Below are 23,714 nucleotides of genomic sequence, written 5' to 3' on the forward strand. Positions count from 1 at the left end.
CATAAAAAAAGGGAGGCGCTAAGCCTCCCTTGATTATTACGCCAGCTGCCGTAGCAGACGGCGCAGCGGTTCAGCCGCGCCCCACAGGAGCTGATCCCCCACCGTAAAGGCGGAGAGAAAATCATTGCCCATGTTGAGCTTACGCAGGCGGCCCACCGGGGTGGTAAGCGTGCCGGTGACCGCAGCTGGCGTCAGTTCGCGCATGGTGATGTCGCGGTCGTTCGGGATCACTTTCGCCCACGGGTTATGCGCCGCCAGCATCTCTTCGATGCCGGAAATCGACACATCTTTTTTCAATTTGATGGTAAACGCCTGGCTGTGGCAGCGCAGTGCACCAATGCGCACGCAGAGGCCATCAACCGGGATCGGCGCAGCGGTGTTGAGGATTTTGTTGGTTTCAGCCTGGCCTTTCCACTCTTCACGGCTCTGACCATTATCAAGCTGTTTGTCGATCCACGGGATCAGGCTGCCCGCCAGCGGTACGCCGAAGTTATCCACCGGCAGCTCGCCGCTGCGCGACAGCGCGGTGACCTTGCGTTCGATATCGAGAATTGCCGATGCCGGGTCCGCCAGCTGGTCCGCCACGTGATGGTGCAGCGCGCCCATCTGCGCCAGCAGTTCACGCATATGACGCGCACCGCCGCCGGAGGCCGCCTGGTAGGTGGCAACCGATACCCACTCCACCAGATCTTCCGCGAACAGACCGCCGAGTGACATCAGCATCAGACTGACGGTGCAGTTGCCGCCGACAAAAGTTTTGATGCCGTTGTTCAGGCCGTCAGTAATAACGTGCTGGTTAACCGGGTCGAGAATAATAATCGCATCGTCTTTCATGCGCAGCGAAGAGGCCGCATCAATCCAGTAACCCTGCCAGCCGCTTTCACGAAGCTTTGGATAGATTTCGTTGGTATAATCGCCGCCCTGGCAGGTCACGATAATATCGAGCGCCTTAAGGGCATCGATAGAGTAAGCATCCTGCAACGTGCCGCCGGTATGCTGACCAAAGGCCGGTGCCGGCTGGCCGAGCTGGGAAGTTGAAAAGAAAACCGGGCGGATAGCGCTAAAATCGTTCTCTTCTACCATGCGCTGCATGAGTACAGAGCCGACCATACCGCGCCAGCCGATAAAACCAACATTTTTCATAGCGAGTAATTCCTGCGAGATGTGCGTTGTGCAAGCCAGTAGGTAAGCGACTGGACAATATCATCCACCTTACAAAAAGCAGCCAAAGTCGCAAGTGAATTTAATCTATGATTTGCCGACAATTAGAAATAACGCTAATTAGTCGCGTTAATTTATCAAGCATCAGGGATACGTGTAATGAGTGAAATAATTTCTGCGGCGGTACTGCTGATCCTGATTATGGACCCGTTAGGAAACCTGCCGATTTTTATGTCGGTGCTGAAACATACCGAGCCAAAGCGCCGTCGGGCCATTATGATCCGCGAGTTGCTCATCGCCCTGCTGCTGATGCTCATCTTCCTGTTCGCCGGGGAGAAGATCCTCGCATTCCTTAATCTGCGTGCGGAAACGGTATCGATTTCCGGCGGGATTATCCTGTTCCTGATCGCCATCAAAATGATTTTCCCCAGTAACGAAGGCAATGCCACCGGTCTGCCGGCAGGCGAAGAGCCGTTTATCGTACCGCTGGCGATCCCGCTGGTGGCTGGCCCCACCATTCTGGCTACCCTGATGCTGCTCTCGCACCAGTATCCGAACCAGATGGGGCATCTGGTGATTGCGCTGATGATTGCCTGGGGCGGTACCGTCGCCATTCTGCTGCAGTCGTCGCTGTTCCTGCGTCTGCTGGGTGAGAAAGGCGTTAACGCGCTGGCGCGCCTGATGGGCCTGGTGCTGGTGATGCTCTCAACCCAGATGTTCCTCGACGGCATTCGGGCGTGGATGAAAGGCTGAATCATTGCCTGCGCAGGGACGCGCTATTTCCAACTCTCCGGGGCGATGCTTTGACTCAGGCGCAGGGTCGTAAGGCAGAGCTGGTTTATATTCCAGCTCAGGATCCTGCACACCGGTTCCCACAGATTATATTTCGATATCGCTTCATGCAGATATAACGCGCCGATACGCTCCAGCGTCAGCGGGCTGGTAGCCTGAAGATAATAGTGCTGCCAGGGTTCAGTCCCCGCCGTGGAATTAAGCCCGATTATCGCCGGGGAGTGGATTTGCGCGACCACGTGGTGATCCCGCTTGCGCCGCAGCACCGCGCTGCCACGATGGAACAACAGGCATTCGCCGTCCCGCTGGCTGTCAAAATGTATTATCTGTTGGTTAACGGGCCGCTCCTGATGGCCTGCGCAGGTGAGATGCTTAATAACAAAAATGATGTCTTTCAGTGGCTTGCCATTACCGACCATGATTATTCCCTTAATTAATGATGAGATATCCTGAGCGGCATTATCGCAGGGTGAATAATCATTGATACGCTAAAGCAGTCTCTTTTTGGAGGCAGGCAGCAACAGGCGATATATTCAGAATTCGTCCACGTTTTATTAGCGGTATCCGGCGCGACGCAAAAATGTATGTCCCCGAACGCCGGCAATAAAAAACCCGGCGCAGGCCGGGTTTGAGATTACTAAGGCGCGGGGTTAGCCGAGCAGGCTGAAGGCAATCATGCCGACAATCGCCCCGGTGGTGCCGAGAATGGTTTCCATCATGGTCCAGGTTTTCAGCGTCTGGCCTTCTGTGGCACCAGTAAATTTGCCGAACAGCCAGAAGCCGGCGTCGTTCACATGGCTGACCACGATAGAGCCGCCGGCGATGCAGATGGAGAGCGCGGCCAGCTGGGCGCCAGAGTAGTTAAGCTGCTCGATAACCGGCATCACCAGCCCGACGGCGGTGAGACAGGCGACGGTGGCAGAACCCTGAATAATGCGCACCGCCGCAGCCAGCACAAAGCAGGTTATGGCGACAGGAAGGCCCATGCCGGTCAACGCTTCACCCAGTGCCGGACCCACCCCCGAGTCCACCAGAATCTGTTTGAAGACGCCGCCTGCGCCAATAACCAACAGGATAATCCCGGCCGGCTGCAGCGCGTGGCCGCAGATCTCCATTACCTTCTCTTTCGCCATCCCCTGACGGTACGCCAGGCCATAGATCGCCACCAGACAGGCCACCAGAATGGCGGTAAACGGATGACCGATGAACTCCAGCCACTCATAGAGCGTAGTGCCTTCGGTGATGAAGCGGGCCGCGATGGTTTTCAGCCCCACCAGCACCAGCGGCAGCAGGATCAGCGACAGGCTGAAACCAAACGACGGCAGTTTGCCTTCGCCCAGGTGCGGCTCGGAGATATCGTCCGGGATTTTTAACTCAACAAACTTGCTGATGAAGTTACCGTACAGCGGCCCGGCAATCAGCATGCCGGGAATGGCGGCGCACAGCCCGATGAGGATCATCCAGCCGAAGTCGGCATGCATCTGTGACGCCAGCAGCATCGGTGCCGGCCCCGGCAGCAGGAATGCCGCGGCGGCGGCAACACCGGCAAACAGCGGGATCACCAGCTTCACCAGGTTAGTCCCGGTATGACGCGCCATGGAGAACGCCACGCTAATCAGCAGCACAATTGCCACTTCAAAGAACAGCGGCAGCGCGCAGATCAGCCCGGCCAGACCAATGGCATAGTGAGCGCGGCTGTGACCAAACGACTTCAGCATCTTGACCGCAATCTGGTCTACCGCACCCGTTTCATGAAGAATTTTGCCGAACATCGCGCCGAGCGCGACAACGATCGCCAGGAAGCCCAGCGTACCGCCCATCCCTTTTTCCATCGTGGCCGCAATTTTCTCAAGCGGCATTCCGGAAAACAGCCCTGCACCAATCGACACCACCATCAAAGCCAGAAAAGCGTGCATTCGTGCTTTCATGACTAAAAACAGCAGCAGTAAAACCGACCCTGCCGCTGTTAAAACCAGCGTTAATGTACTCACGTTACTGCCTTATTTTTTTATTAACTTAATCATATCCGCAACAACCGCATCTACCGGCTGGTTGATATCCACCACCAGCACATCCGCTTCGTCTGCGCCCGGCTCTTCGAGCGTGGCGAACTGGGTTTGCAGCATCTGCGGCTTGAAGAAGTGTCCTTTGCGCGCCTTCAGGCGCTCGCCGATGGTGTCCATATCCCCTTTCAGATAAATGAAAGAGAGATTCGGGTTACCGTCGCGCAGCTGGTCGCGATAGTGCTTTTTCAGCGCCGAGCAGACAATGAGCGACACTTCATTGGTGCGCTGCATAGCAAAGGCGGCATCGTTCAGCGCCTGCAACCACGGCTTACGGTCGTCGTCGTTCAGCGGTTCGCCGGAAGACATTTTCATAATGTTGCTGCGCGGATGGAGAAAATCGCCATCCAGGAAAGCGGCCTGCAGCTTGTACGCCACTTCACGGGCAGTAACGGATTTACCGCTGCCGGAGACACCCATCAGGATGTAAATATGGTGGTCATGATTCGTCGTGCTCATCGCATCGCTCCTGGTGGCACAGTCGTTAATATCGAATGTTACGGGTAACAGTTATCGGTAACATTGTCATGCTGGCTGACAGGCTAAGCAACAACCCGGCGGAGGGAAAGTGAATAAGTGTGAACTACATCAAATTTGTGGACGTCAGATCGATCCGCCCGGTGACAACGTGAAACCTAAATCTAACATCTTCGGCGAGACGATTTCACCGCGCACGCGCGCCAGCAGACGCTCGGCACCGATACGCCCCATGCGCTCGCGCGGCGTCAGCACGCTGGCCAGCAGCGGCTCCATCACCTGCCCGATGTCATGCCCGTGGAAACCGGCGATGGCGACGTCGTGCGGAATGCGCAGCCCAAGACGCTGGCACTCAAACGCCGCGCCCACGGCGAGGTCATCGTTGGTACAAAAGATGCCGTTCAGCTCCGGATATTCGCGCCGCGCCCGGCGAAACAGCTCAATCCCGGATGAATAAGACGACGAGTGCTCATCCATCACGCTGTTGGGTGCCAGACCCGCGTCGCGCATTGCCTGCTCGTATCCCAGCTGTTTAATGATAGTGCGTTCATCCAGACGCGCGCCCAGATAGGCCACATTGCGATGCCCGCGGGCGATGATAGCGGCGGTCATCTGCCGCGCGGCCTCAAAGTTATCGAAGCCCACAGCAATATCCAGGCAGGGCGACACGCTGTCCATCAGCTCCACCACTGGAATTCCCGCCACTTCGATCATTTTCAGGGTGCGTGGCGTGTGGGTGCGCTCGGTGAGCACCAGCCCGTCGATATTCCATGACAGCATCGACTCCAGACGCTTCTCTTCCAGCTCGGGCTTATAGCCGTAGTGCGCCAGCATCGTCTGGTAGCCGTGCGCATCGGTCACGCTTTCGATCCCGCGCAGGACTTCAGCAAAGACCTGGTTGGTCAGAGAGGGAAGGAGCACGCCGATAGCGCGGCTGGTGGCATTAGAGAGAATATCGGGGGCGCGATTGGGAATATAGCCAAGCTCATCCAGTGCGGCGGCGATCTTGCTGCGCAAGGCCACCGAGACCTGTTCCGGATTGCGCAAAAAACGGCTGACCGTCATTTTGGTCACGCCTACGCGATCTGCCACATCCTGAAGTACCGGTCTTTTCTTTTTCATCGTCCTGAATGACTTAAAAGGGAAGGATTTCCTCAGTTTATCATGGACAACGAACAACCTCCCTTTTTGCAAAGGGAGGTTGCGGATTTATTTCATTACTCAGACCGGCGGCAGATCGAACAGCAGAATTTCACTGTCGCTGTCGGCATGGATGGAGAGCGCCTGCTCGTCCCAGATGGCCAGACCGTCGCTGGTGGTGGCTTTGGTGCCGTTAATGGAGACGTTACCTTTTACCACCTGGATCCAGACGCGGCGTTCTGCGGCAATCTGGTAAACATTCTGCTCGTCTTTAATCATCGCCCAGCGCGACAGCTCCATATCCTGATGCACTTTCAGCGACCCGTCGCGGGCATCCGGAGAGAGCACCAGCTGGCGACCCTGCGCTGCATCAAAGCGGCGCTGCTCGTAGCGCGGGGTGATGCCGGTTTCTTCCGGAATGATCCAGATTTGATACAGGCGCAGACGGTCGGTCTTGCTCGGGTTGTACTCAGAGTGACGTACCCCGGTACCGGCGCTCATAATCTGGAACTCACCGGCGGGCACCTGCTCTTTATTGCCCATGCTGTCTTCATGCTCTACCGCGCCTTCCAGCACATAAGTCAGGATCTCCATGTCTTTGTGCGGGTGCGTACCGAACCCCTGGCCCGCTTCGACGATGTCATCGTTGATGACGCGCAGTGCGGAGAAGCCCATGAAATTCGGGTCGTAATAGTTGGCGAAGGAAAAGGTGTGCCATGAATCCAGCCAGCCATGATTTGCGTGACCACGTTCTTCAGCTTTGCGTAAGAAAATCATCTTTTATACCCTCGTGTAACCTGAGCCATCAGGTCGTTGTTCGTTGCGATGGATGTAGTGTGGACGTGAACGGCCCAGGATGATAGAGGGTGAAAATTGACTCCTCTGTTCAAATTTTATGAACAAGTACAGAGGAGCCTGCTGAGCTTATCTGTCTAAGGTCAACGTGGCAGGTGATGGCTGCTCAAAGCCGCGTTCGAGGATATCAAGGTTGGTCAGAACATCAGTTTCCCTGATGTAGTTTTCGGCCCCATGAAGAATGGCATCGTAGAGCGCATCATAGACCCGGCCATAGTCTCCCGTTTCCGGTTTAACCTGCTCGCGCACCGTCTCGCCCGCGTCATTAACGTACTCCAGCTCGCCCACCGAATCGTCAGCCGCAAAGCCCGGTTCGCCCGGCATAATTCCCGCTTTCAGGCTGGTCTCCTGCTGATCGATACCGTATTTGATAAACGAACCGCGAGTGCCGTGCACAATAAACTTCGGATAATCAATTTTCACCAGGTGGCTGGTTTTGACGATGGCTTTCAGACGCCCGTAAAACAGCTGTGCTTCAAAGGTATCATCCGGGTTCGCCGGATTACGCAGGCTGCGAATGTCATACGAGACGTGCTGCGGTCGCCCGAACAGCGAGATGATCTGATCGAGCGTATGCACGCCGAGGCCAAAGAACATGCCGTCCTGCGGCTGGCCCGGCTTCGTCTCGGCCTCAGGGCGGTAATAGTCGAAGTGGCTCTCAATTTCGACAATCTCGCCCAGTTTGCCGCTCTCGATCACCTTCTTCGCCGTCAGGAAGCAGGCATCAAAGCGGCGGTTCTGGTACGGAGTCACTATCAACCCCTTGCGCTGCGCCAGTTCAAACAGGGTGCGCGCTTCGGCAAGGGTCATGGTGAACGGCTTTTCCACCAGCACGTTTTTGCCGGCTTCCAGCGCCCGGCGCGCGTAGTCGAAATGGCTGTCCGCATGGGTACAGACCACCACCAGCTGCACGGCGGGATCGGTGAGGATGTCGTCCAGATTACTGGTGAAGTGGATGCCCTGATACTGCGGCTCCTGTTCCGCCGGCTTTTCATGGCGGCGATAGATGTGGGCGACGTGAAGCTTATCTTTGCGGTTGAGCACGTAGGGCAGATGGTAACGGGTGGTGCTTTTGCCAAATCCAATCCAGGCGCAGTGAAGTGTCATCGCATATTCCTTATTTTATGTCCTCCAGCAACCTTAGCCACAATCTCATTATGATGCCACCCTGGTCGCAATTGCCGGAATAAGGGCTATTAATTCGTTGTATTCCCGCTAATAATATCGCAGTCTATTTTTGGCTTTATTATCGTTAGGCATTGCCCGTCCTGCATGCTAGTCTGCCGGCCAGACTGATTCTGGCATTACCCTTTATATAGCAGCGCACAGGCTGCGATCGGATTAACATGGTACGAGTTCATTATTTTTTAAACGCGGGGCTGTGTTGCTGGTCGCTGGCGCTATTTTTCTGGTGCGTTTACGCCACGCCCTGGGCAATTTTTCCCGGCGTGCTGGCGCTTATCGCCTTCATACTTCATGGCTTTCAACAGCGAGTTTTTACTATGTTTGGAAAAAATAAGAGTCCCACCACCGAGCCGCAAAATAGCGTGATGGTTACCCCGGTAGCGCCAGAAAAAGAGACACCGCGCGAAGAGAAACAGAATAATACCGTTATCTCCAGCGACGTACGCTTTGAAGGCAATATTATCGCCAGCGGCCAGGTGTACATTTACGGTGAAGTTCACGGCAATATCGAGTCCAACGGCGGCATTATCAAAATCATGCGCAACGGTCTGGTGCAGGGCAACATCGTGTGCCGCGAGCTGATTGTTGACGGCACCGTCAATGGCGAATGCAAATCGGAGAGCATCGATATCTATGAGAACGGCACGCTGAACGGCGCCATGAGCTATGCCTCACTGGCGATCAAAAAAGGCGGCGTGTTTATCGGGAAATCGCTGGCGCAGCAGATGACCGAGAAGAAAACCAATGTGATTGATCTGACCCCTGAGCCAGGCACCGACGAGCCGGTTGCCATTCAGAAGAGCCGTCAGAAGAGTTAACCCGCCCGTGGCCGGGCCATCATGCCCGCGCCCCTGCCTCCTGCCCCGAATTGCGGGCAAAAAAAAGCCAGCACCCGGCTGGCTAAGAAATACTGGAAGCAATGTGAGCAATGTCGTGCTTTCAGGTTCTCCGTTGGGGTATCCCTGAACGCATGGCAATAATAATCATTATCATTCGCATGTGTCCAGCATTTTTTTCAAAAAAATGCATTGACTGCAAAAGTAAAGTCAATGATGTTTAAAGGGATTTCTGTAACTCATTGAGGAGAAAAGGATGTGTGAGATTGTGATTCGCCATGCAGAGAAAACGGACGTAGCGGCAGTGCATCACCTGTTTACGCTGCCCGAGGTCATTCGCAACACCCTGCAGGTGCCACATCCTTCTCTGCATATGTGGGAAGAGCGTATGCATCCACTACCGAGCGATCAACGGCAGCTGGTGGCCTGCATTGACGGACGCGTGGTCGGGCATCTGGCGATGCACATGCCTCCCCGCCCGCGCCGCAGCCATACCGCCAGCTTTGGTATTTGCGTCGATCCCGCGTTCGGCAACCGCGGCGTTGCCAGCGCGCTGCTGAGTGAAATGATCGACCTGTGCGACAACTGGCTGCGCGTGGAGCGCATTGAGCTGACGGTATTTGTCGATAACGCGCCGGCGATTGCCGTTTATCGCAAATTTGGCTTTGAAATCGAGGGCACTGCTAAAGGCTATGGCCTGCGTGAGGGCGAATATATTGATGCTTATTATATGGCACGTCTGAAAGCGGGCTAAATTAACCGGCCGGGGATATTTTCTTCAGCCTGATGCGAAGTATCCCGCGCCGGAATAAACAAACCCGGCGCGGATTTACCTTAAATACACCTGAGGCTGCGTCAAATACTTTCCCCCGGCATTAATATGCGTCCTGATTAATAATCAGGACTAATTGTTAATCTAAAAATAATAACGCCCCGGTGCGGGGGCGTCAGGCATTAATATCCAGCCGTCAGGCCATCAACGGTACGGGGATCGGAAGCGCCATATTTAATGCCGTCCGGCCCCAGCATTATGCTCTGGGTGCTTCCCATCACGTCTTTCACTTCCACCTTCTGCCCTTTATCGCGCAGCAGTTTCAGCGTGTCCGGGCTGAAGCCCTTCTCCACGCGCAGCTCATCCGGCAACCACTGATGATGGAAGCGCGGCGCGCTGGTCGCCTCGGCTACGTTCATGCCGAAATCCACAGTGTTGATTATCATCTGCAGCACGGTAGTGATAATGCGGCTGCCGCCAGGGCTGCCGGTGACCAGCCAGGTTTTGCCATCCTTCACCACAATGGTCGGTGACATCGACGACAGCGGACGCTTGTTCGGCCCCACGGCGTTCGCGTCTCCCCCCACCAGCCCATAAACATTCGGCACGCCAGGCTTGGCTGAGAAGTCGTCCATCTGGTTATTCAGCAGGATACCGGTATTTCCCGCCACGATGCCCGAACCGAAGTTGGTATTCAGCGTGTAGGTGACCGCGACCGCGTTGCCCTGCTTATCCACCACCGAGAAATGCGTAGTCTGGTTGCTTTCATAAGGAGCCAGATTGCCCGGCTTGATGGTTTCTGAAGGCAGCGCCTTGTTGAGATCGATTTTCTGCGCCAGGGATTTGGCATAGGCTTTGCTGGTCAGCGCCTGCCACGGCACCTTCACGAAATCAGGGTCACCGAGGTACTCCGAGCGGTCAGCGTAGGCAAATTTTTCCGCTTCGGCGATGGTCTGTATCGCGTCGGCACTGCCAAAGCCGTACTTCGCCAGATCGACGTTTTCGAGAATATTGAGGATCTGCACGATATGGATCCCGCCAGAGGACGGGGGCGGCATGGAGAAGATTTCATACCCGCGATAGGTGCCGCTGATCGGCGTGCGCTCCACCGCTTTATAGGCTGCCAGATCTTCCCGGGTAATAAGCCCGCCGTTTTTTGCCATTTCGTCGGCGATCTGCGTGGCGATCTCGCCTTTATAGAACGCATCTGGCCCCTGCTCAGCAATCATCTCCAGGCTGTGAGCAAGGTTCTCCTGCACCAGCTTGTCGCCTTTCTGCAGCGGATTGCCGCCGACGTGCCAGAAAATGGCTTTGCTGTTGGCATGATTCGCCAGGTTCTCCACCCCGTAGGTGTTGAGGTCGAAGGCTAACGCATCGTTGACCCAGATACCGTCCCGGGCCAGGGTAATCGCCGGTTGAATCACCTTATTCAGCGGCAGCGAGCCGTACTTTTCGATCGCCAGCGCGAACCCGGCGACGGTGCCCGGCGTACCGGAAGCCAGATGCGAGGTCAGCGATTTTTTGCTGTCGGCGTCGCCCTTCTCATTGAGGAACATATCGCGCGTAGCCTTTGCCGGTGCCATTTCGCGGAAATCGATCGCGGTGGTTTTCCCGTCGGCGGTACGCAGCATCATAAACCCGCCGCCGCCGAGATTACCGGCCTGCGGATGGGTAACCGCCAGCGCAAACCCGACGGCGACCGCGGCATCTACCGCATTACCGCCCTGTTTGAGGATCTCCACCCCGACGCGCGTCGCGGTGGCATCCACCGTCGAAACCATGCCGTTGTGGGCTTCCACCGGGTGGAAAATGTCTTTCTCAACGCCATAGGAAACCGGTGCTGGCGCGGTCGGCGCCGCCGTTACGCTAAAGCATCCCCCTGCCGTCAACATCACAATGGCGACCAGCCGCGCCACGCTGCGCTTTATCATCATTCATCTGCTCCTTAAGCCAGGGGAGGCTTTCCCCGCTTCAAGTCTGGTTCACAACTCTGAAAAGATCATCGTTATGGCGCAGAAGGGATACACTTAAGGGATCTTCCTGAAGGAGGAATGACCATGAAAAAGCTAATTTTACTGGCAGCGCTGATGCCGCTGACGGCCCTCGCTGCGCCGTTGGATAATCCGACTAACAGCCCGAATCGCCCGGGTTATCAGAACCCGACCCAGCAGCGGATGCAGACGCAGATGCAGTCTCAGCAAATCCAGCAGAAAGGGATGCTCAACCAGCAGCTCCAGACGCAAACCCGGACGCAGCAGCAGCATCTGAATACGCAGATAAACACCAACACGCAGAGAATTCAGCAGGGGGAGCTCAACCCCCGGTCTCAGCAGCTCCTGCCCAACAGCCAGGGCGGAATGCTGAGCGGGGGAAGCAGCAATAGCGCAGGCGCGCTGAGCGGTGGCGAACAGCACATGATCCAGCCAAAAACCAACGGCGATATGCTGCGCCGCTAGAGCGAGCTGGCTTTTACGCGCTGAAATCCGGGCCGATCTCGTCGATGCGGTCGGTGCAGATACAGTCAACGCCCCAGCCCAGCAGCGTCGCGGCGCGCTGGGGATCGTTGACGGTATAGACCAGGATACGTAGCCCGGCGGCTTTCAGCTCGCTGACGCGCGATTTATCGAGCAGCCGGTGGTTAAGGTGGATCGACACGCACGCCAGCCCGTCGGTCAGGTCGCGCCAGTCATCGCGCCACTCATCAAGCAGCAGACCACGCGGCAGTTCCGGTACAGCGGCCTGGGCGGCTTTCAGCGCATCGATGTCAAACGATGACAGCAGCGGTGCGGTCATGCCCTGCCACAGCTCGCGTGCTGCCAGCGCCACTACGCGTCCGGTTTCCGGGCCGGTGCCGGTGGTCGGTTTTATTTCGATGTTCGCCATCATCTGGTGCTGGCGGCAACGCGCCGCTACCTCAGAGAGCAGCGGCAGCTTTTCGCCTTTGAACGCCCCGCCGTACCAGCCGCCAGCGTCCACTTTCAGCAGATCATCCCACGCCAGCGCTCCCGCCACGCCCCAGCCATTGCTGGTGCGCTCCAGCGTGTCGTCGTGCAGCAGGAAGATCTGCCCGTCTTTCGAGAGCTTGACGTCAAACTCAATCATGGTGTGACCGTAGTGCGCCCCGACGTCGATTGCCGCCAGGGTGTTTTCCGGTGCCAGTTTGCCGCCGCCGCGGTGGGCGACGATGCGAGGATAGGGCCAGTTCATAGACGTTGTCCTGTTTCACCATCGAAGAAGTGCAGGTTCGCTTCAGGAAGCTGCAGCCACAACGTACTGCCCGGCTGCGGACGCTCCTGATGCGCCAGGCGCGCCACCACTTTCTGGCTGCCCCAGCGACCATGCGCGAGGTTGTCGGCCCCCAGCATTTCCAGGGTGTCCATCACCAGCGGAATGCCGCCTGCGGCCTGTGAGCTTAGCGCAATATGTTCCGGGCGGATACCCAGCGTCACCTTGCGGCCCGCCAGGCTGAGGCGCTGCTGGCCCAGCGGCAGCGTGATGCCATCATTCATCTCAAAATGGCTACCCGACACGCCGATACGCCCTTCCAGCAGGTTCATCGCCGGGGAGCCGATAAAGCTCGCCACGAAGCGGCTGGCCGGCTTCTCATACACTTCCACCGGAGTGCCGATCTGCTCGGCGATGCCCTTGTTCATCACCATCACGCGCTGCGCCAGGGTCATGGCCTCCACCTGGTCATGGGTGACGTAGAGGCTGGTGGTTTTCAGGCGGCGGTGCAGGTGTTGCAACTCCAGACGCATCTGCACGCGCAGTTTGGCATCAAGGTTAGAGAGCGGTTCATCGAAAAGGAACACCGCCGGATCGCGCACGATGGCGCGGCCCATCGCCACGCGCTGACGCTGCCCGCCGGAGAGCTCGCGCGGACGACGTTTCAGCAGCGCATCCAGCTCCAGAATACGCGCCGCCTCCCGGACGCGCTCCTCGATGTGCGCTTTACCCATCCCGCGAATTTTCAGTCCCCAGGCCATGTTCTCTTCCACGCTCATGTGCGGATAGAGCGCATAGTTCTGGAACACCATCGCGATGCCGCGCTCTTTTGGCTCCAGATTAGTGACACGCTGATTGTCGATCCAGATATCACCGGCCGAGACCTGCTCCAGCCCGGCGACCATGCGCAGCAGTGTCGATTTGCCACAGCCGGACGGCCCGACCATGACGATAAACTCTCCGTCCGCGACGTCCAGCGTCAGCGGCTGAATGACCTGGGTTTTGCCATCCCAGCTTTTGGTTACTGCCTGTAATTTCAGTCCGGCCATTTTATTTCTCACTGTCCACTAAACCACGCACGAACGCGCGCTGCATGGCTAAAACGATAACGATGGGGGGGATCATGGTGAGCAGCATCGCTGCCATCACCTGATTCCACTGGGTACTGCCGTCGCCGGTGGCGATCATCCCTTTGATACCTGCCACCGCGGTGCCCAGGTCCGCATCACTGATAATCAGCAGCGGCCACAGGTACTGGTTCCAGCCGTAGATAAAGGTGATCACGAACAGCGCCGCGAGGTTGGTTTTCGACAGCGGCAGCACGATGTCGCGGAAAAAGCGCATCGGCGAGGCGCCATCAATGCGCGCCGCTTCCATTAGCTCGTCCGGCAGCGTCATAAAGAACTGGCGGAACAGGAAGGTCGCGGTCGCCGATGCCATCAGCGGCAGCGTCAGGCCGGTATAGCTGTCGAGCAGATCCAGCCTGGCAATCACTTCCACCGTCGGGAAGATACGCACCTCAACCGGCAGCATCAGGGTGATAAAAATCATCCAGAAGAACAGGTTACGCAGCGGAAAGCGGAACCAGACGATGGCAAAGGCCGACAGCATCGATACCGTGATTTTGCCCACGGTGATCGCCAGCGCCATGATGAAACTGTTGAGCAGCATCAGGCTGAACGGCGTACCGCTGCCGGTCACGCCCTGGGTCCAGATGTGCGACAGGTTTTCCCACAGGTGGCCGCCTGGGATCAGGGTCATCGGCGTCTCAAACACCGCTTTGCTGTCGAGAGTGGCCGCCACCACCGCGACATAGAGCGGAAACAGGATGGCGGCAATGCCAAGAATGAGCAGGGTATGGCTGAAAATCGTCAGCCCGCGACGGTTCTCGATCATTGATAGCGCACCTTACTTTCCACGTAGCGGAACTGCACCACGGTCAGGACAATCACCAACGCCATCAGCACCACCGACTGCGCGGCAGACGATGAGAGATCCAGCCCGGCAAAGCCTTCGCGGTAGATTTTGTAGATAAGCGTGGTAGTGGCCTGCACCGGGCCGCCTGCGGTCGCCGCGTCGATCACCGGGAAGGTGTCGAAGAAGGCGTAGACGAGGTTAACCACCAGCAGGAAGAAGCTCACCGGCGCAATCAGCGGCAGTGACAGCTTAAAGAAGCGGCGCACTGGCCCGGCCCCGTCGATAGCGGCAGCTTCCACCAGCGAACGCGGGATAGATTGCAGCGCAGCGAAGAAGAACAGGAAGTTATAGCTGATCTGCTTCCACACCGAGGCGAAGACCACCAGGAACATCGCCTGCCCGCTGTTCTGGGCGTGGTTCCAGCCATAGCCGAATTCGCCAAGAAAATGGGTGATCAGGCCGCGCCCGGGGTTAAACAGGAAGATCCACAGAACCGCCGCAACGGCAGGGGCAACGGCATAGGGCAGCAGCATCAGCGTCTGGTAAAGACGGCTGCCGCGCACCACGTAATCGACCAGCGCCGCAAAGAACAGCGACACCAGCAGCCCGGAAACGGTGACCATGGCGCTGAATTTAATGGTGGTCCAGAAGGCGTCGAGGTAGTAACTGTCGTTGAACAGGCCGACAAAGTTATCGAGGCCGACAAACTGGCTGGACAGCCCGAACGGATCGACGCTTTGCACCGAATACCATAGCGCTTCGCCCGCAGGCCAGATAAAGAAGATGATAGTGATGATGAGCTGCGGGGCGACCAGAAGATAAGGCAGCCAGCGCGAGCGGAACACCGGACGGGATGATGACATAGAGAAACGCTTTCCTGAAAAAATGCCGGGTGCGGCTTCGCCTTACCCGGCCTACATAAGGCATATTACAGGCCCGCGAAGCGAAGCCGACTCGTCAATCCTGTGCAGAGCGGGTAAGGCGAAGCGCCCCCCTGTACCAACCCGGCAATCCCTGCCGTAGGGCGGGCAAGCAAAGCGCGCCCGCCAGGCCAATCCGCCGTCGGGATTACGACTTAGTAGACTGCTCGAAGCGGCGCAGCAGCGCGTTGCCACGCTCAACCGCAGAGTCCAGCGCCTGCTGAGGGGCTTTTTTACCGGTCCAGACGCTTTCCAGCTCTTCATCCACGACGGTGCGGATCTGCGGCATGTTGCCCAGACGCAGACCTTTGGTGAACGGCAACGGCGGCTTGTTCAGCATCTGACGGGTCGCGATGTCGGCACCCGGGTTTTTGTCATAGAAGCCCTGCTCGCGGGTCAGGTCGTAAGCGGCTTTGGTGATCGGCAGATAGCCGGTCTTCTGGTGCCACTCCGCCGCGTTTTCCGGCTTCGCCAGGAAGTCGAGGAATTTGGCTACGCCCTGATAGGTCTCTTTATCTTTGCCCTGCATCACCCACAGGCTGGCACCGCCGATAATGGCGTTCTGCGGGGCGCCTTTCACGTCGGCGTCGTATGGCATCATGCCAACACCGTAGTTGAATTTGGCGTAGTGACGGATATCCGCCAGCGAGCCGGATGACGCGGTAGTGATAGCGCAGTCACCGCTATAGAACTTCTCGGTCGACTCATCCTTGCGCCCGAAGTAGGTGAAGTCGCCCTTCTTGTTCATCTCCTGCAGCATGGCGATGTGCTTTACCTGCTCAGCTTTGTTGAATTCCAGTACCGCGTCGGTGCCGTCGAAGCCGTTATTTTTGGTCGCCACCGGCAGACCGTGCCAGGCGCTGAAGTTTTCAATCTGGATCCAGCCCTGCCAGCCGCTGGCGTAGCCGCATTTCATCCCGGCTGCTTTCAGCTTCGCGGTGTAGGCCGCCAGATCCTGCCAGGTTTTCGGCGGCTGCTCCGGATCTAAACCGGCTTTTTTGAAGGCGTCTTTGTTGTAATACAGCACCGGCGTGGAGCTGTTGAACGGCTGGGAGAGCAGATGACCGCTTTTCGCATCGGTGTAGTACCCGGAAACGGTCGGCACGAACTGGGATTCATCAAAGTTGATGCCCGCATCCTTAAACACTTCGTACACCGGCTTGATCGCTTTGGAGGCCATCATAGTGGCGGTGCCGACTTCATACACCTGCAGGATGGCCGGCGCGTTGCCGGTACGGAAAGCCGCAATGCCCGCCGCGAGGTTCTGTTCGTAGTTACCTTTATAGACCGGCACAATCTTGTAGTCGGGGTTCGCCTGGTTGAAACGGCTCGCCAGGGATTCCACTTCCTTACCTAACTCCCCTTCCATTGAGTGCCAGAACGGAATAGAGGTTGCAGCCATCGCCTGCCCGGCAAATGCCATGCTCAGCGCCAGCCCCAAAGCAGTGTGTCGTAATGATGTCATTCGGGTTATCTCTCTTGTTGTGCCGGATGCGCGAAACCACGCGTTTTGTGCTCGCGAGGTAACATGACATGCGCGAATGACAGAAAAATAACTTTTTATTTACAGTCTTGTGACAGGATGGCGGCGGAAGCGTGATGGAATGATGAAGGTATTATGGCGAAAATTATGGAGTGCGGCCTGACGCCCCCACCCACGTTTTCCGTAATAGAGGGGAAAGAGTAAAAGGCAGCATACGCCGCCTTTTAGTTGATACTTAACCGCCCAGATAGGCGCTGCGCACGGCTTCGTTGGCGAGCAGCGCGTCACCGGTATCTTCCAGCACCACATGACCGTTTTCCAGCACATAGCCGCGGTCGGCGAGCTTCAGCGCCTGGTTAGCGTTCTGCTCGACGAGGAAGATAGTCATGCCCTCCTGGCGCAGCTGTTCAATGGTATCGAAAATCTGCTGGATGATGATCGGTGCGAGGCCCAGCGAGGGTTCATCCAGCAGCAGCAGACGCGGCTGGCTCATCAGCGCGCGGCCAATCGCCAGCATCTGCTGCTCACCGCCGGACATGGTGCCCGCGCGCTGAATGCGGCGCTCGTGCAGACGCGGGAACAGATCGTATACCCGCTGGATACGCTGATGGTACTGCGCGCGCTCGGCAAAGAAACCGCCCATCGCCAGGTTCTCTTCCACCGTCATACGCGAAAAGACGCGGCGGCCCTCCGGCACAATCGCCACCGCTTCACGCATGATGCGTGCGGTCTGCCAGTCGGTGATCTCCTTGCCATCGAACACAATTTTGCCGCTGCTGGCGCGCGGGTCGCCGCACAGGGTGCCGAGCAGCGTGGTTTTTCCCGCGCCGTTCGCGCCGATAAGCGTCACGATCTCGCCCTGCTTAATCGTCAGGCTGACCTCATGCAGCGCCTGAATCTTGCCGTAGTGCGCACTCACCCGGTCAAACGACAACATTACCTTTTCCATCTTATGCCTCGCCCAGGTATGCACGGATAACATCCGGGTTGTTACGGATCTGCTCCGGGGTGCCGTTCGCCAGCGGCGTACCCTGGTTTACCACGTAGATACGATCCGAAATGCCCATCACCAGCTTCATATCGTGCTCAATCAGCAAAATGGTGGTGTTGTGGTGGTCGCGCAGCTCGACGATCAGCTCGTCCAGCTCTTTGGTCTCTTTCGGATTGAGGCCCGCAGCAGGCTCATCGAGCATCAGGATTTCCGGCTGGGTCACCATGCAGCGGGCGATCTCCAGACGACGCTGATCGCCATAGGCCAGGTTGCTGGCCTGACGGTTAGCGTGCGCCAGCAGACCGATACGCTCAAGCCAGGTGGCGGCGCGGTCCAGCGCCTCACTGTGGGTCTTGCGAAACGCCGGGGTTTTCAGCAGACCGGAGAACAAGCCGGTTTTCAGCTGCTGATGCTGGGCGACCAGCAGGTTTTCAATCACCGTCATCTCGCGGAACAGCCGCACGTGCTGGAAGGTGCGCACCACGCCCATGCGGGCAATCTGCTGGCCCGCCAGCCCTTCGAGATGCTGGTCACGCAGCATGATAGTGCCGCCGGTCGGTTTATAGAAACCGGTCAGGCAGTTGAAAACCGTGGTTTTCCCCGCACCGTTCGGACCAATCAGCGAGACGATCTCCTGCGGATGCAGATCGAGGGCGACGTTGTTCACCGCCAGCAGGCCGCCGAAGCGCATCATCAGGCCGTTTACCGATAATAAGGGCTGACTCATGCCTGCTCTCCTTTCACTTGCTCTGCTTTCAGCTTCAGCTGCGGACGCGTCATCGGCAGTAAGCCCTGCGGACGCCAGATCATCATCAGCACCATCAGGCCACCCAGCATCAGCATGCTGTATTCGTTAAAGTCACGCATCAGCTCGCGGGAAACCACCAGCAGAATGGCAGCAAGGATCACGGCGAACTGCGACCCCATCCCGCCTAACACCACGATCGCCAGCACAAAGGCCGATTCGGCGAAGGTAAAGGATTCCGGGCTGACGAAGCCCTGGCGCGCGGCGAACAGCGTACCGGCGAAACCGGCAAACGCGGCGCTGATGGTAAAGGCCGTCAGCTTGATGCGCGTCGGGTTGAGGCCCAGCGAGCGGCAGGCGATCTCATCTTCGCGCAGCGCTTCCCAGGCACGGCCCAGCGGCATCCGCAGCAAACGGTTGATCACAAACAGCGTCAGCACCACCAGCAGCAGCGCCACCAGGTAGAGGAAAATGATACGGTCGCTGGGATCGTACTTGATGTTAAAGAAGTTGCTGAAGGTGTCCCAGCCACCTTCTCGTGCGGTGCGGCTGAACTCCAGGCCGAACAGCGTTGGTTTAGGGATCTGGCTGATACCGTTCGGCCCGCCGGTGATTTCGGTGTTATTGAGCAGCAGGATACGCACGATTTCACCGAAGCCGAGCGTCACAATCGCCAGATAGTCACCGCGCAGGCGCAGCACCGGGAAGCCAAGCAGGAAACCCGCCGCCGCCGCGACCAGGCCCGCCAGCGGCAGACAGGTCCAGAAACCCAGCCCGTAGTAGTGATTCAGCAGCGCAAAGGTGTAGGCGCCGATGGCATAAAAGCCGCCGTAGCCCAGCACCAGCAGACCGGACAACCCCACCACCACGTTCAGGCCAAGACCAAGAATGATGTAGATCATCGTCAGCGTGGCGATATCCACGGTGCCGCGCGAAACCATAAACGGCCACGCCACCGCAACCACCAGCAGCGCAATGAGGAACAGCTTTTGCTTCACCGTCGAGCCGTCAATTGCCGGCAGGATAAACTTCGGCCCGGAGACCTTTTTCAGGCTGTGCTGGAACGCAGGACGCAGCAGCTGGAAGAAGAAGACGATGGCGGTGCCGATGAAAATCCACTGCCAGCGGATTTCCGACGCGCTACCGACCACCAGTTTTGTGCCGTCGAGGCCCAGCTGGACGCCCATAAACACGCTGGCCAGCAGGAAGAACATGGCCGCTGACAGCAGCGCCATTGCAAAATGCATCGGTTTCATACTTTTTCCACCTCCGGACGGCCGAGGATACCGGTCGGCATCACCAGCAGCACCACGATCAGCAGCGCAAAGGAGACGACGTCTTTATATTCGGTGCTGAGGTAGGCGGAGCAGAGCGCTTCGGTGATGCCGAGGATCAGGCCGCCGATCATCGCCCCCGGAATGCTGCCGATCCCACCCAGTACCGCCGCGGTGAAGGCTTTCATCCCGGCCATAAAGCCGATGTAAGGGTTGATTACGCCGTAGAACTGGCCGAGCAGGACGCCCGCCACCGCCGCCATCGCGGCGCCGATGACAAAGGTCAGGGCAATCACGCGGTCAGTATTGATGCCGAGCAGGCTGGCCATTTTCAGGTCTTCCGCGCAGGCGCGGCAGGCGCGGCCCATCCGGGAATAGCGGATAAACAACGTCAGTGCCAGCATCGCCAGGAAGGTCACTACCCAGATCACCAGCTGCATGGTGTTGATGGAAGCGGCGAAGTTGCCGCTGCTGCCGATGACCCACTGGCCGTCAAAGAGGTTCGGCAGGGCGATGTCGCGCGAACCTTCGGTGAGGCTGACGTAGTTCTGCAGGAATATCGACATCCCGATGGCGGAGATCAGTGCAATCAGGCGTTTGGAGCTGCGCACCGGGCGATAGGCCACCCGCTCAATACTCCAGCCGTAGGCGCTGGCGACCACGACCGCACCGATAAACGCCGCGCCGACCAACAGCCAGCTGGCGTCGATCCCCATCATCATTAACGCCGCGATAATCATGAAGGAGACATAGCTGCCGATCATGTAGACCTCGCCGTGGGCGAAGTTGATCATGCCGATAATGCCGTACACCATGGTGTAACCGATGGCGATCAGCGCGTAGGTGCTGCCCAGCGTGACGCCGTTAAACATCTGCTGGAGAAAATAGAGGAACTGCTCGGACATAACGTAACCTTTTAGTAACCGGTCAGATCAGGGCGAGCGCTGCGCGACCGGGGCCGCAACAGCACATTATTTCGCAACGACAGACGAACCGTGCTGAGCAACGGTAGACGACCCGTCGGCGTGCCACTGGAAGACGCCAAATTCAAATCCTTTCAGATCGCCTTTTTCATCCCAGTTCAGCGGCCCAATCACGGTATTCGCACCGTGCGTTTTTAAATCTTTCACCAGATCAACCGGCTCGGTACTGCCGGTGCGCTCCAGCGCCGTCGCCAGCGACTGCACCGCCGCATAGGTGATCCAGACGTACGGGCCGCTCGGATCTTTCTTCTGCGCTTTCAGAGCATCCACAATACCTTTGTTGGCCGGATCCTGGTCATAGCGCTTCGGCATGGTCACCAGCATCCCTTCCGCCGCATCGCCGGCAATGTTCGACAGCGAGGCGTTACCTACGCCTTCCGGGCCCATAAAGCGGGTTTTCAGGCCGGTGGTACGCGCCTGACGCAGCATCTGGCCCATTTCCGGGTAGTAACCGCCGTAGTAAACGAAATCGATATTCTCTTTCTGCAGGCGTGCCACCAGCGCGGAGAAATCTTTCTCCCCGGCGGTGATACCGTCGAAGAACACCACGTTCGCGCCGCCCTTCTTCAGACCATCCTGAACCGAGCGCGCCAGGCCTTCGCCGTACTGCTGCTTGTCGTGGATAATGGCGATACGCTGGGGCTTCACACTCTCCAGAATGTATTTCGCGGCGGTCGGCCCCTGAGAGGAGTCGAGACCCGCCGTGCGCATGATGGTCTGATAGCCGCGCAGGGTCAGTTCCGGATTAGTGGCCCCTGGGGTAATCATCAGGATGCCTTCATCCTCGTAAATATCTGACGCCGGTTGGGTCGATGAGGAGCAGAGGTGACCGATGACATACTGAATGCCATCGTTAATAATTTTGTTGGCGACCGCCACGGCCTGTTTGGGATCGCAGGCGTCGTCATACTCCACGCCCACCAGCTTGTCGCCGTTGATGCCGCCTTTAGCGTTGATGTCGCTGATGGCCTGACGGGCACCGTTAAATTCCATATCGCCCCACTGTGCTACCGGGCCCGACATGGCACCGACCACCGCCACTTTAATATCGTCTGCCATCGCGGCGTGAGAGATTGCTAACGCTACCATCCCCGCGATTAACGTCTTCGCGTGTTTACTCATCCGTAGAAATCCCCGTTCGTGATGTTTCATCGTGTGTTTATATTTTGTTTTATTATGGTTAAAAAGCATTCTGTACTTTTATTGAACAACGCTATTTTTACCAATGCCTTTAATGGTTTAGCGAGGCTTTCCGTGAAAAAGCGCGCTAAAATCTCTATTTTTCAGGCGATTAAGCAAAGATAATATTCTGAAACACACAGCAGATAAACAAAAAAAAGCGCAGGTTGCAGCATAAAATAGCGAAACATTACGTGGAATAAATCGCTATGTTTTAGCGAATTCCACTGTCTGTTTTTCATTCTGTGATGTTAAAAGCTGAATATGCCCGCTGTTAAAAAGTAATCACCTGACACGGCGACGAAAAAAGAGAAAGCGCGGCAGGTGCTGAATTGGGTACACTTTCCTTCTCTTCGTTTTTTGGAAGGCGGTTCTATGAAACTTACCATCCTTCGTCTGGAAAGCTTTTCGCCACAGGATTTAACCGATCTCGGGAAGATCTGGCCGGAATATTCCAGCAACACCTTAAAGGTGGATGAGACGCACCGGATCTATGCTGCGCGCTTCAACGACCGACTGCTAGCCGCCGTGCGCGTCACGCTGTCTGGTGCGCAAGGCGCTATGGATTCGCTGCGCGTCCGGGACGTCACGCGTCGCCGCGGCGTCGGCCAGTATCTGATTGAAGAAGTGATGCGCGAAAACCCGGCGGTGCGCCACTGGTGGATCTCCGACGTCGGCGTTGAAGACCGCGGCGTAATGGCCGCGTTTATGCAGGCGCTCGGCTTCAGCGCCCAGACCGACGGCTGGCATAAGCAGCAGGATTGACTGTCGAAAGCGCTGCATCTTAATTCACTTTAGCCTGCCCTGGCAGGCTATAAGTAATCCTGATCGAGTCGGTCATCGTAAATGTGACGTATTGCGAAGCGATAGAGTCGAAAGGACAAAAAGCCGAGCAATAGACAGCAACCCACCATCCAGAATCTGTATTCATTTTCAGAAAAGCAAGAGAACCAGACTGCACTAAATGCAGCGATCCCCAGAAAGGATGTTGCAACACCTTGAAGAAGGCGAGACAAAAAAAATAACATGCTTTTTTTGGTCACTGTAGCCCCTCAAAAAATAGCTTACAAACGCGGTCAAATTCGTTTTTGTCTGGTATTTCGCAGGCATCAATAAATGGTTGTACGCGCTCTTCTACGAGAAAATAGAGCAGATCAAGATTCCCCTTTGCCTTTAATTCTTGCTGTATTATTGGGTATTTAAGCGCCAACGCACGTGAGGTATAAATGGCCCTTGAGCTTTCACCACCTATAGCGATGACAGTGCCAAAGACAAGACCTGAAACAATTGCGACAGACAGCCGATTCGATATAACTTTCCCGAGGTTAATGCCAGTGATTGCCGTAAACCCAGTTTTACCTGCGAGGCTTCCTACAGCATATTCCCCAGCATGGGCAAAATTTTTGTAATCCACTCGCTCAAAAAACATCTGCAGAAACGGTCGCGCCGCCTCTTCAAGGCCTTTACGATTAGCGCCACCAGATTTCACAAGCCATGCAAATCGATAAGTGTCATCCTCGTTCAGTCGCGTATTGTCGGTATCCAGCATTCTGTGCCCCAGGTAATATATATCTACCGGAAAAGCGATAAACCCTTTGATAATACCTTCAAGCAACGCATTCGAAATATTGACCGCGTTCAGCATCCGACGAGCCAGAGTATGTGCACTGTCCATAGCATTCCCCCATTTACATTGGATGAATGCTAAGCGACGCG

Annotated in this window: 24 protein-coding genes; 5 read left to right on the plus strand and 19 right to left on the minus strand. The window is 56.9% G+C overall.

Annotated elements, in window-relative coordinates; genetic code table 11:
- Positions 1-36: 36 nt before the first annotated feature.
- Positions 37-1,143, minus strand: a complete 1,107-nt coding sequence (asd, locus tag ET34_RS0110495; protein ID WP_031521838.1) for an aspartate-semialdehyde dehydrogenase — start codon at positions 1,141-1,143, stop codon at positions 37-39.
- 177 nt (positions 1,144-1,320) lie between these two features.
- Between asd and ET34_RS0110500 the strand changes: the two genes are divergently transcribed.
- A complete protein-coding gene (locus ET34_RS0110500; RefSeq protein WP_031521840.1) occupies positions 1,321-1,914 on the plus strand; it encodes a YhgN family NAAT transporter in 594 nt (197 codons plus the stop codon).
- A gap of 23 nt (positions 1,915-1,937) precedes the next feature.
- On the opposite strand, the gene ET34_RS22515 is transcribed toward ET34_RS0110500, so the two are convergent.
- From ET34_RS22515 to ET34_RS0110535, 6 genes are all read right to left on the minus strand, one after another.
- Positions 1,938-2,372 (minus strand): hypothetical protein, encoded by a 435-nt coding sequence (locus tag ET34_RS22515; RefSeq protein ID WP_152548381.1) that lies wholly within the window; start codon positions 2,370-2,372, stop codon positions 1,938-1,940.
- A 231-nt stretch (positions 2,373-2,603) separates the two neighbouring features.
- On the minus strand, positions 2,604-3,944 hold the full coding sequence (gntU, locus tag ET34_RS0110515; protein ID WP_031521846.1) for a gluconate transporter: 1,341 nt from the start codon (positions 3,942-3,944) through the stop codon (positions 2,604-2,606).
- A 9-nt stretch (positions 3,945-3,953) separates the two neighbouring features.
- Positions 3,954-4,475 (minus strand): gluconokinase, encoded by a 522-nt coding sequence (gene gntK / locus ET34_RS0110520; RefSeq protein WP_031521848.1) that lies wholly within the window; start codon positions 4,473-4,475, stop codon positions 3,954-3,956.
- Positions 4,476-4,619: 144 nt separating this feature from the next.
- Positions 4,620-5,615 (minus strand): gluconate operon transcriptional repressor GntR, encoded by a 996-nt coding sequence (gene gntR, locus ET34_RS0110525; RefSeq protein WP_031521850.1) that lies wholly within the window; start codon positions 5,613-5,615, stop codon positions 4,620-4,622.
- Positions 5,616-5,714: 99 nt separating this feature from the next.
- Positions 5,715-6,410, minus strand: coding sequence for a pirin family protein (locus ET34_RS0110530; protein ID WP_031521851.1), 696 nt, complete (start codon positions 6,408-6,410; stop codon positions 5,715-5,717).
- Between the two features lie 147 nt (positions 6,411-6,557).
- Positions 6,558-7,595: an oxidoreductase gene (locus ET34_RS0110535; protein ID WP_031521854.1), complete on the minus strand. Its 1,038-nt coding sequence runs from the start codon at positions 7,593-7,595 to the stop codon at positions 6,558-6,560.
- 395 nt (positions 7,596-7,990) lie between these two features.
- Here ET34_RS0110535 and ET34_RS0110540 point away from each other — a divergent pair, with 395 nt between their 5' ends.
- Positions 7,991-8,491 (plus strand): bactofilin family protein, encoded by a 501-nt coding sequence (locus tag ET34_RS0110540; protein WP_051640516.1) that lies wholly within the window; start codon positions 7,991-7,993, stop codon positions 8,489-8,491.
- A gap of 274 nt (positions 8,492-8,765) precedes the next feature.
- A complete protein-coding gene (gene yhhY / locus ET34_RS0110545) occupies positions 8,766-9,263 on the plus strand; it encodes an N-acetyltransferase (protein ID WP_031521857.1) in 498 nt (165 codons plus the stop codon).
- A gap of 200 nt (positions 9,264-9,463) precedes the next feature.
- On the opposite strand, the gene ggt is transcribed toward yhhY, so the two are convergent.
- Positions 9,464-11,212, minus strand: coding sequence for a gamma-glutamyltransferase (gene ggt, locus ET34_RS0110550; RefSeq protein ID WP_031521859.1), 1,749 nt, complete (start codon positions 11,210-11,212; stop codon positions 9,464-9,466).
- 126 nt (positions 11,213-11,338) lie between these two features.
- Here ggt and ET34_RS0110555 point away from each other — a divergent pair, with 126 nt between their 5' ends.
- A complete protein-coding gene (locus tag ET34_RS0110555) occupies positions 11,339-11,737 on the plus strand; it encodes a DUF2756 family protein (protein ID WP_051640525.1) in 399 nt (132 codons plus the stop codon).
- Positions 11,738-11,750: 13 nt separating this feature from the next.
- On the opposite strand, the gene ugpQ is transcribed toward ET34_RS0110555, so the two are convergent.
- From ugpQ to livK, 10 genes are all read right to left on the minus strand, one after another.
- Positions 11,751-12,488 carry a glycerophosphodiester phosphodiesterase gene (gene ugpQ, locus ET34_RS0110560; protein WP_031521862.1) on the minus strand — a complete coding sequence of 246 codons (738 nt, stop codon included), beginning with the start codon at positions 12,486-12,488 and terminating at the stop codon, positions 11,751-11,753.
- Positions 12,485-13,555 carry a sn-glycerol-3-phosphate import ATP-binding protein UgpC gene (locus tag ET34_RS0110565; protein ID WP_031521864.1) on the minus strand — a complete coding sequence of 357 codons (1,071 nt, stop codon included), beginning with the start codon at positions 13,553-13,555 and terminating at the stop codon, positions 12,485-12,487. Before ET34_RS0110565 ends, ugpQ begins: the two co-directional genes overlap by 4 nt.
- A 1-nt stretch (position 13,556) precedes the next feature.
- Positions 13,557-14,402 (minus strand): sn-glycerol-3-phosphate ABC transporter permease UgpE, encoded by an 846-nt coding sequence (gene ugpE / locus ET34_RS0110570; RefSeq protein WP_031521866.1) that lies wholly within the window; start codon positions 14,400-14,402, stop codon positions 13,557-13,559.
- Positions 14,399-15,286 carry a sn-glycerol-3-phosphate ABC transporter permease UgpA gene (gene ugpA, locus ET34_RS0110575; protein ID WP_031521868.1) on the minus strand — a complete coding sequence of 296 codons (888 nt, stop codon included), beginning with the start codon at positions 15,284-15,286 and terminating at the stop codon, positions 14,399-14,401. Before ugpA ends, ugpE begins: the two co-directional genes overlap by 4 nt.
- A gap of 205 nt (positions 15,287-15,491) precedes the next feature.
- Positions 15,492-16,808, minus strand: coding sequence for a sn-glycerol-3-phosphate ABC transporter substrate-binding protein UgpB (gene ugpB, locus ET34_RS0110580; RefSeq protein ID WP_031521870.1), 1,317 nt, complete (start codon positions 16,806-16,808; stop codon positions 15,492-15,494).
- A gap of 253 nt (positions 16,809-17,061) precedes the next feature.
- Positions 17,062-17,775 carry a high-affinity branched-chain amino acid ABC transporter ATP-binding protein LivF gene (gene livF, locus ET34_RS0110585; RefSeq protein ID WP_035891205.1) on the minus strand — a complete coding sequence of 238 codons (714 nt, stop codon included), beginning with the start codon at positions 17,773-17,775 and terminating at the stop codon, positions 17,062-17,064.
- Between the two features lies 1 nt (position 17,776).
- Complete coding sequence (gene livG, locus ET34_RS0110590; protein WP_031521873.1) at positions 17,777-18,544, minus strand: high-affinity branched-chain amino acid ABC transporter ATP-binding protein LivG; 768 nt, start codon at positions 18,542-18,544, stop codon at positions 17,777-17,779.
- Entirely contained in the window at positions 18,541-19,818 is a 1,278-nt protein-coding gene (locus ET34_RS0110595; protein WP_031521875.1) for a high-affinity branched-chain amino acid ABC transporter permease LivM, read from the minus strand. The genes livG and ET34_RS0110595 overlap by 4 nt, the downstream gene beginning before the upstream one ends.
- On the minus strand, positions 19,815-20,741 hold the full coding sequence (gene livH / locus ET34_RS0110600; protein ID WP_031521877.1) for a high-affinity branched-chain amino acid ABC transporter permease LivH: 927 nt from the start codon (positions 20,739-20,741) through the stop codon (positions 19,815-19,817). Before livH ends, ET34_RS0110595 begins: the two co-directional genes overlap by 4 nt.
- Positions 20,742-20,807: 66 nt before the next feature.
- The gene (gene livK, locus ET34_RS0110605; RefSeq protein WP_031521878.1) at positions 20,808-21,941 is read right to left on the minus strand and encodes a high-affinity branched-chain amino acid ABC transporter substrate-binding protein LivK; all 1,134 of its coding nucleotides are present in this window, start codon (positions 21,939-21,941) and stop codon (positions 20,808-20,810) included.
- 432 nt (positions 21,942-22,373) lie between these two features.
- On the opposite strand from livK, the gene panM reads away from it, so the two are divergent.
- Complete coding sequence (panM, locus tag ET34_RS0110610) at positions 22,374-22,763, plus strand: aspartate 1-decarboxylase autocleavage activator PanM (protein ID WP_031521880.1); 390 nt, start codon at positions 22,374-22,376, stop codon at positions 22,761-22,763.
- Positions 22,764-23,037: 274 nt separating this feature from the next.
- Here panM and ET34_RS0110615 read toward each other — a convergent pair whose 3' ends face one another.
- A complete protein-coding gene (locus tag ET34_RS0110615) occupies positions 23,038-23,673 on the minus strand; it encodes a hypothetical protein (protein WP_031521882.1) in 636 nt (211 codons plus the stop codon).
- Between the last annotated feature and the right edge of the window lie 41 nt (positions 23,674-23,714).

This window comes from Siccibacter colletis, from assembly GCF_000696575.1.
Classification (GTDB): domain Bacteria; phylum Pseudomonadota; class Gammaproteobacteria; order Enterobacterales; family Enterobacteriaceae; genus Siccibacter; species Siccibacter colletis.

What these genes read in the sequence shown, in the direction of transcription:
- asd (WP_031521838.1), bottom strand. Translation starts at nt 1,143, where the DNA reads ATGAAAAATGTTGGTTTTATCGGCTGGCGCGGTATGGTCGGCTCTGTA.
- ET34_RS0110500 (WP_031521840.1), top strand. Translation starts at nt 1,321, where the DNA reads ATGAGTGAAATAATTTCTGCGGCGGTACTGCTGATCCTGATTATGGAC.
- ET34_RS22515 (WP_152548381.1), bottom strand. Translation starts at nt 2,372, where the DNA reads ATGGTCGGTAATGGCAAGCCACTGAAAGACATCATTTTTGTTATTAAG.
- gntK (WP_031521848.1), bottom strand. Translation starts at nt 4,475, where the DNA reads ATGAGCACGACGAATCATGACCACCATATTTACATCCTGATGGGTGTC.
- gntR (WP_031521850.1), bottom strand. Translation starts at nt 5,615, where the DNA reads ATGAAAAAGAAAAGACCGGTACTTCAGGATGTGGCAGATCGCGTAGGC.
- ET34_RS0110530 (WP_031521851.1), bottom strand. Translation starts at nt 6,410, where the DNA reads ATGATTTTCTTACGCAAAGCTGAAGAACGTGGTCACGCAAATCATGGC.
- ET34_RS0110535 (WP_031521854.1), bottom strand. Translation starts at nt 7,595, where the DNA reads ATGACACTTCACTGCGCCTGGATTGGATTTGGCAAAAGCACCACCCGT.
- ET34_RS0110540 (WP_051640516.1), top strand. Translation starts at nt 7,991, where the DNA reads ATGTTTGGAAAAAATAAGAGTCCCACCACCGAGCCGCAAAATAGCGTG.
- yhhY (WP_031521857.1), top strand. Translation starts at nt 8,766, where the DNA reads ATGTGTGAGATTGTGATTCGCCATGCAGAGAAAACGGACGTAGCGGCA.
- ggt (WP_031521859.1), bottom strand. Translation starts at nt 11,212, where the DNA reads ATGATAAAGCGCAGCGTGGCGCGGCTGGTCGCCATTGTGATGTTGACG.
- ET34_RS0110555 (WP_051640525.1), top strand. Translation starts at nt 11,339, where the DNA reads ATGAAAAAGCTAATTTTACTGGCAGCGCTGATGCCGCTGACGGCCCTC.
- ugpQ (WP_031521862.1), bottom strand. Translation starts at nt 12,488, where the DNA reads ATGAACTGGCCCTATCCTCGCATCGTCGCCCACCGCGGCGGCGGCAAA.
- ET34_RS0110565 (WP_031521864.1), bottom strand. Translation starts at nt 13,555, where the DNA reads ATGGCCGGACTGAAATTACAGGCAGTAACCAAAAGCTGGGATGGCAAA.
- ugpE (WP_031521866.1), bottom strand. Translation starts at nt 14,402, where the DNA reads ATGATCGAGAACCGTCGCGGGCTGACGATTTTCAGCCATACCCTGCTC.
- ugpA (WP_031521868.1), bottom strand. Translation starts at nt 15,286, where the DNA reads ATGTCATCATCCCGTCCGGTGTTCCGCTCGCGCTGGCTGCCTTATCTT.
- ugpB (WP_031521870.1), bottom strand. Translation starts at nt 16,808, where the DNA reads ATGACATCATTACGACACACTGCTTTGGGGCTGGCGCTGAGCATGGCA.
- livF (WP_035891205.1), bottom strand. Translation starts at nt 17,775, where the DNA reads ATGGAAAAGGTAATGTTGTCGTTTGACCGGGTGAGTGCGCACTACGGC.
- livG (WP_031521873.1), bottom strand. Translation starts at nt 18,544, where the DNA reads ATGAGTCAGCCCTTATTATCGGTAAACGGCCTGATGATGCGCTTCGGC.
- ET34_RS0110595 (WP_031521875.1), bottom strand. Translation starts at nt 19,818, where the DNA reads ATGAAACCGATGCATTTTGCAATGGCGCTGCTGTCAGCGGCCATGTTC.
- livH (WP_031521877.1), bottom strand. Translation starts at nt 20,741, where the DNA reads ATGTCCGAGCAGTTCCTCTATTTTCTCCAGCAGATGTTTAACGGCGTC.
- livK (WP_031521878.1), bottom strand. Translation starts at nt 21,941, where the DNA reads ATGAGTAAACACGCGAAGACGTTAATCGCGGGGATGGTAGCGTTAGCA.
- panM (WP_031521880.1), top strand. Translation starts at nt 22,374, where the DNA reads ATGAAACTTACCATCCTTCGTCTGGAAAGCTTTTCGCCACAGGATTTA.
- ET34_RS0110615 (WP_031521882.1), bottom strand. Translation starts at nt 23,673, where the DNA reads ATGGACAGTGCACATACTCTGGCTCGTCGGATGCTGAACGCGGTCAAT.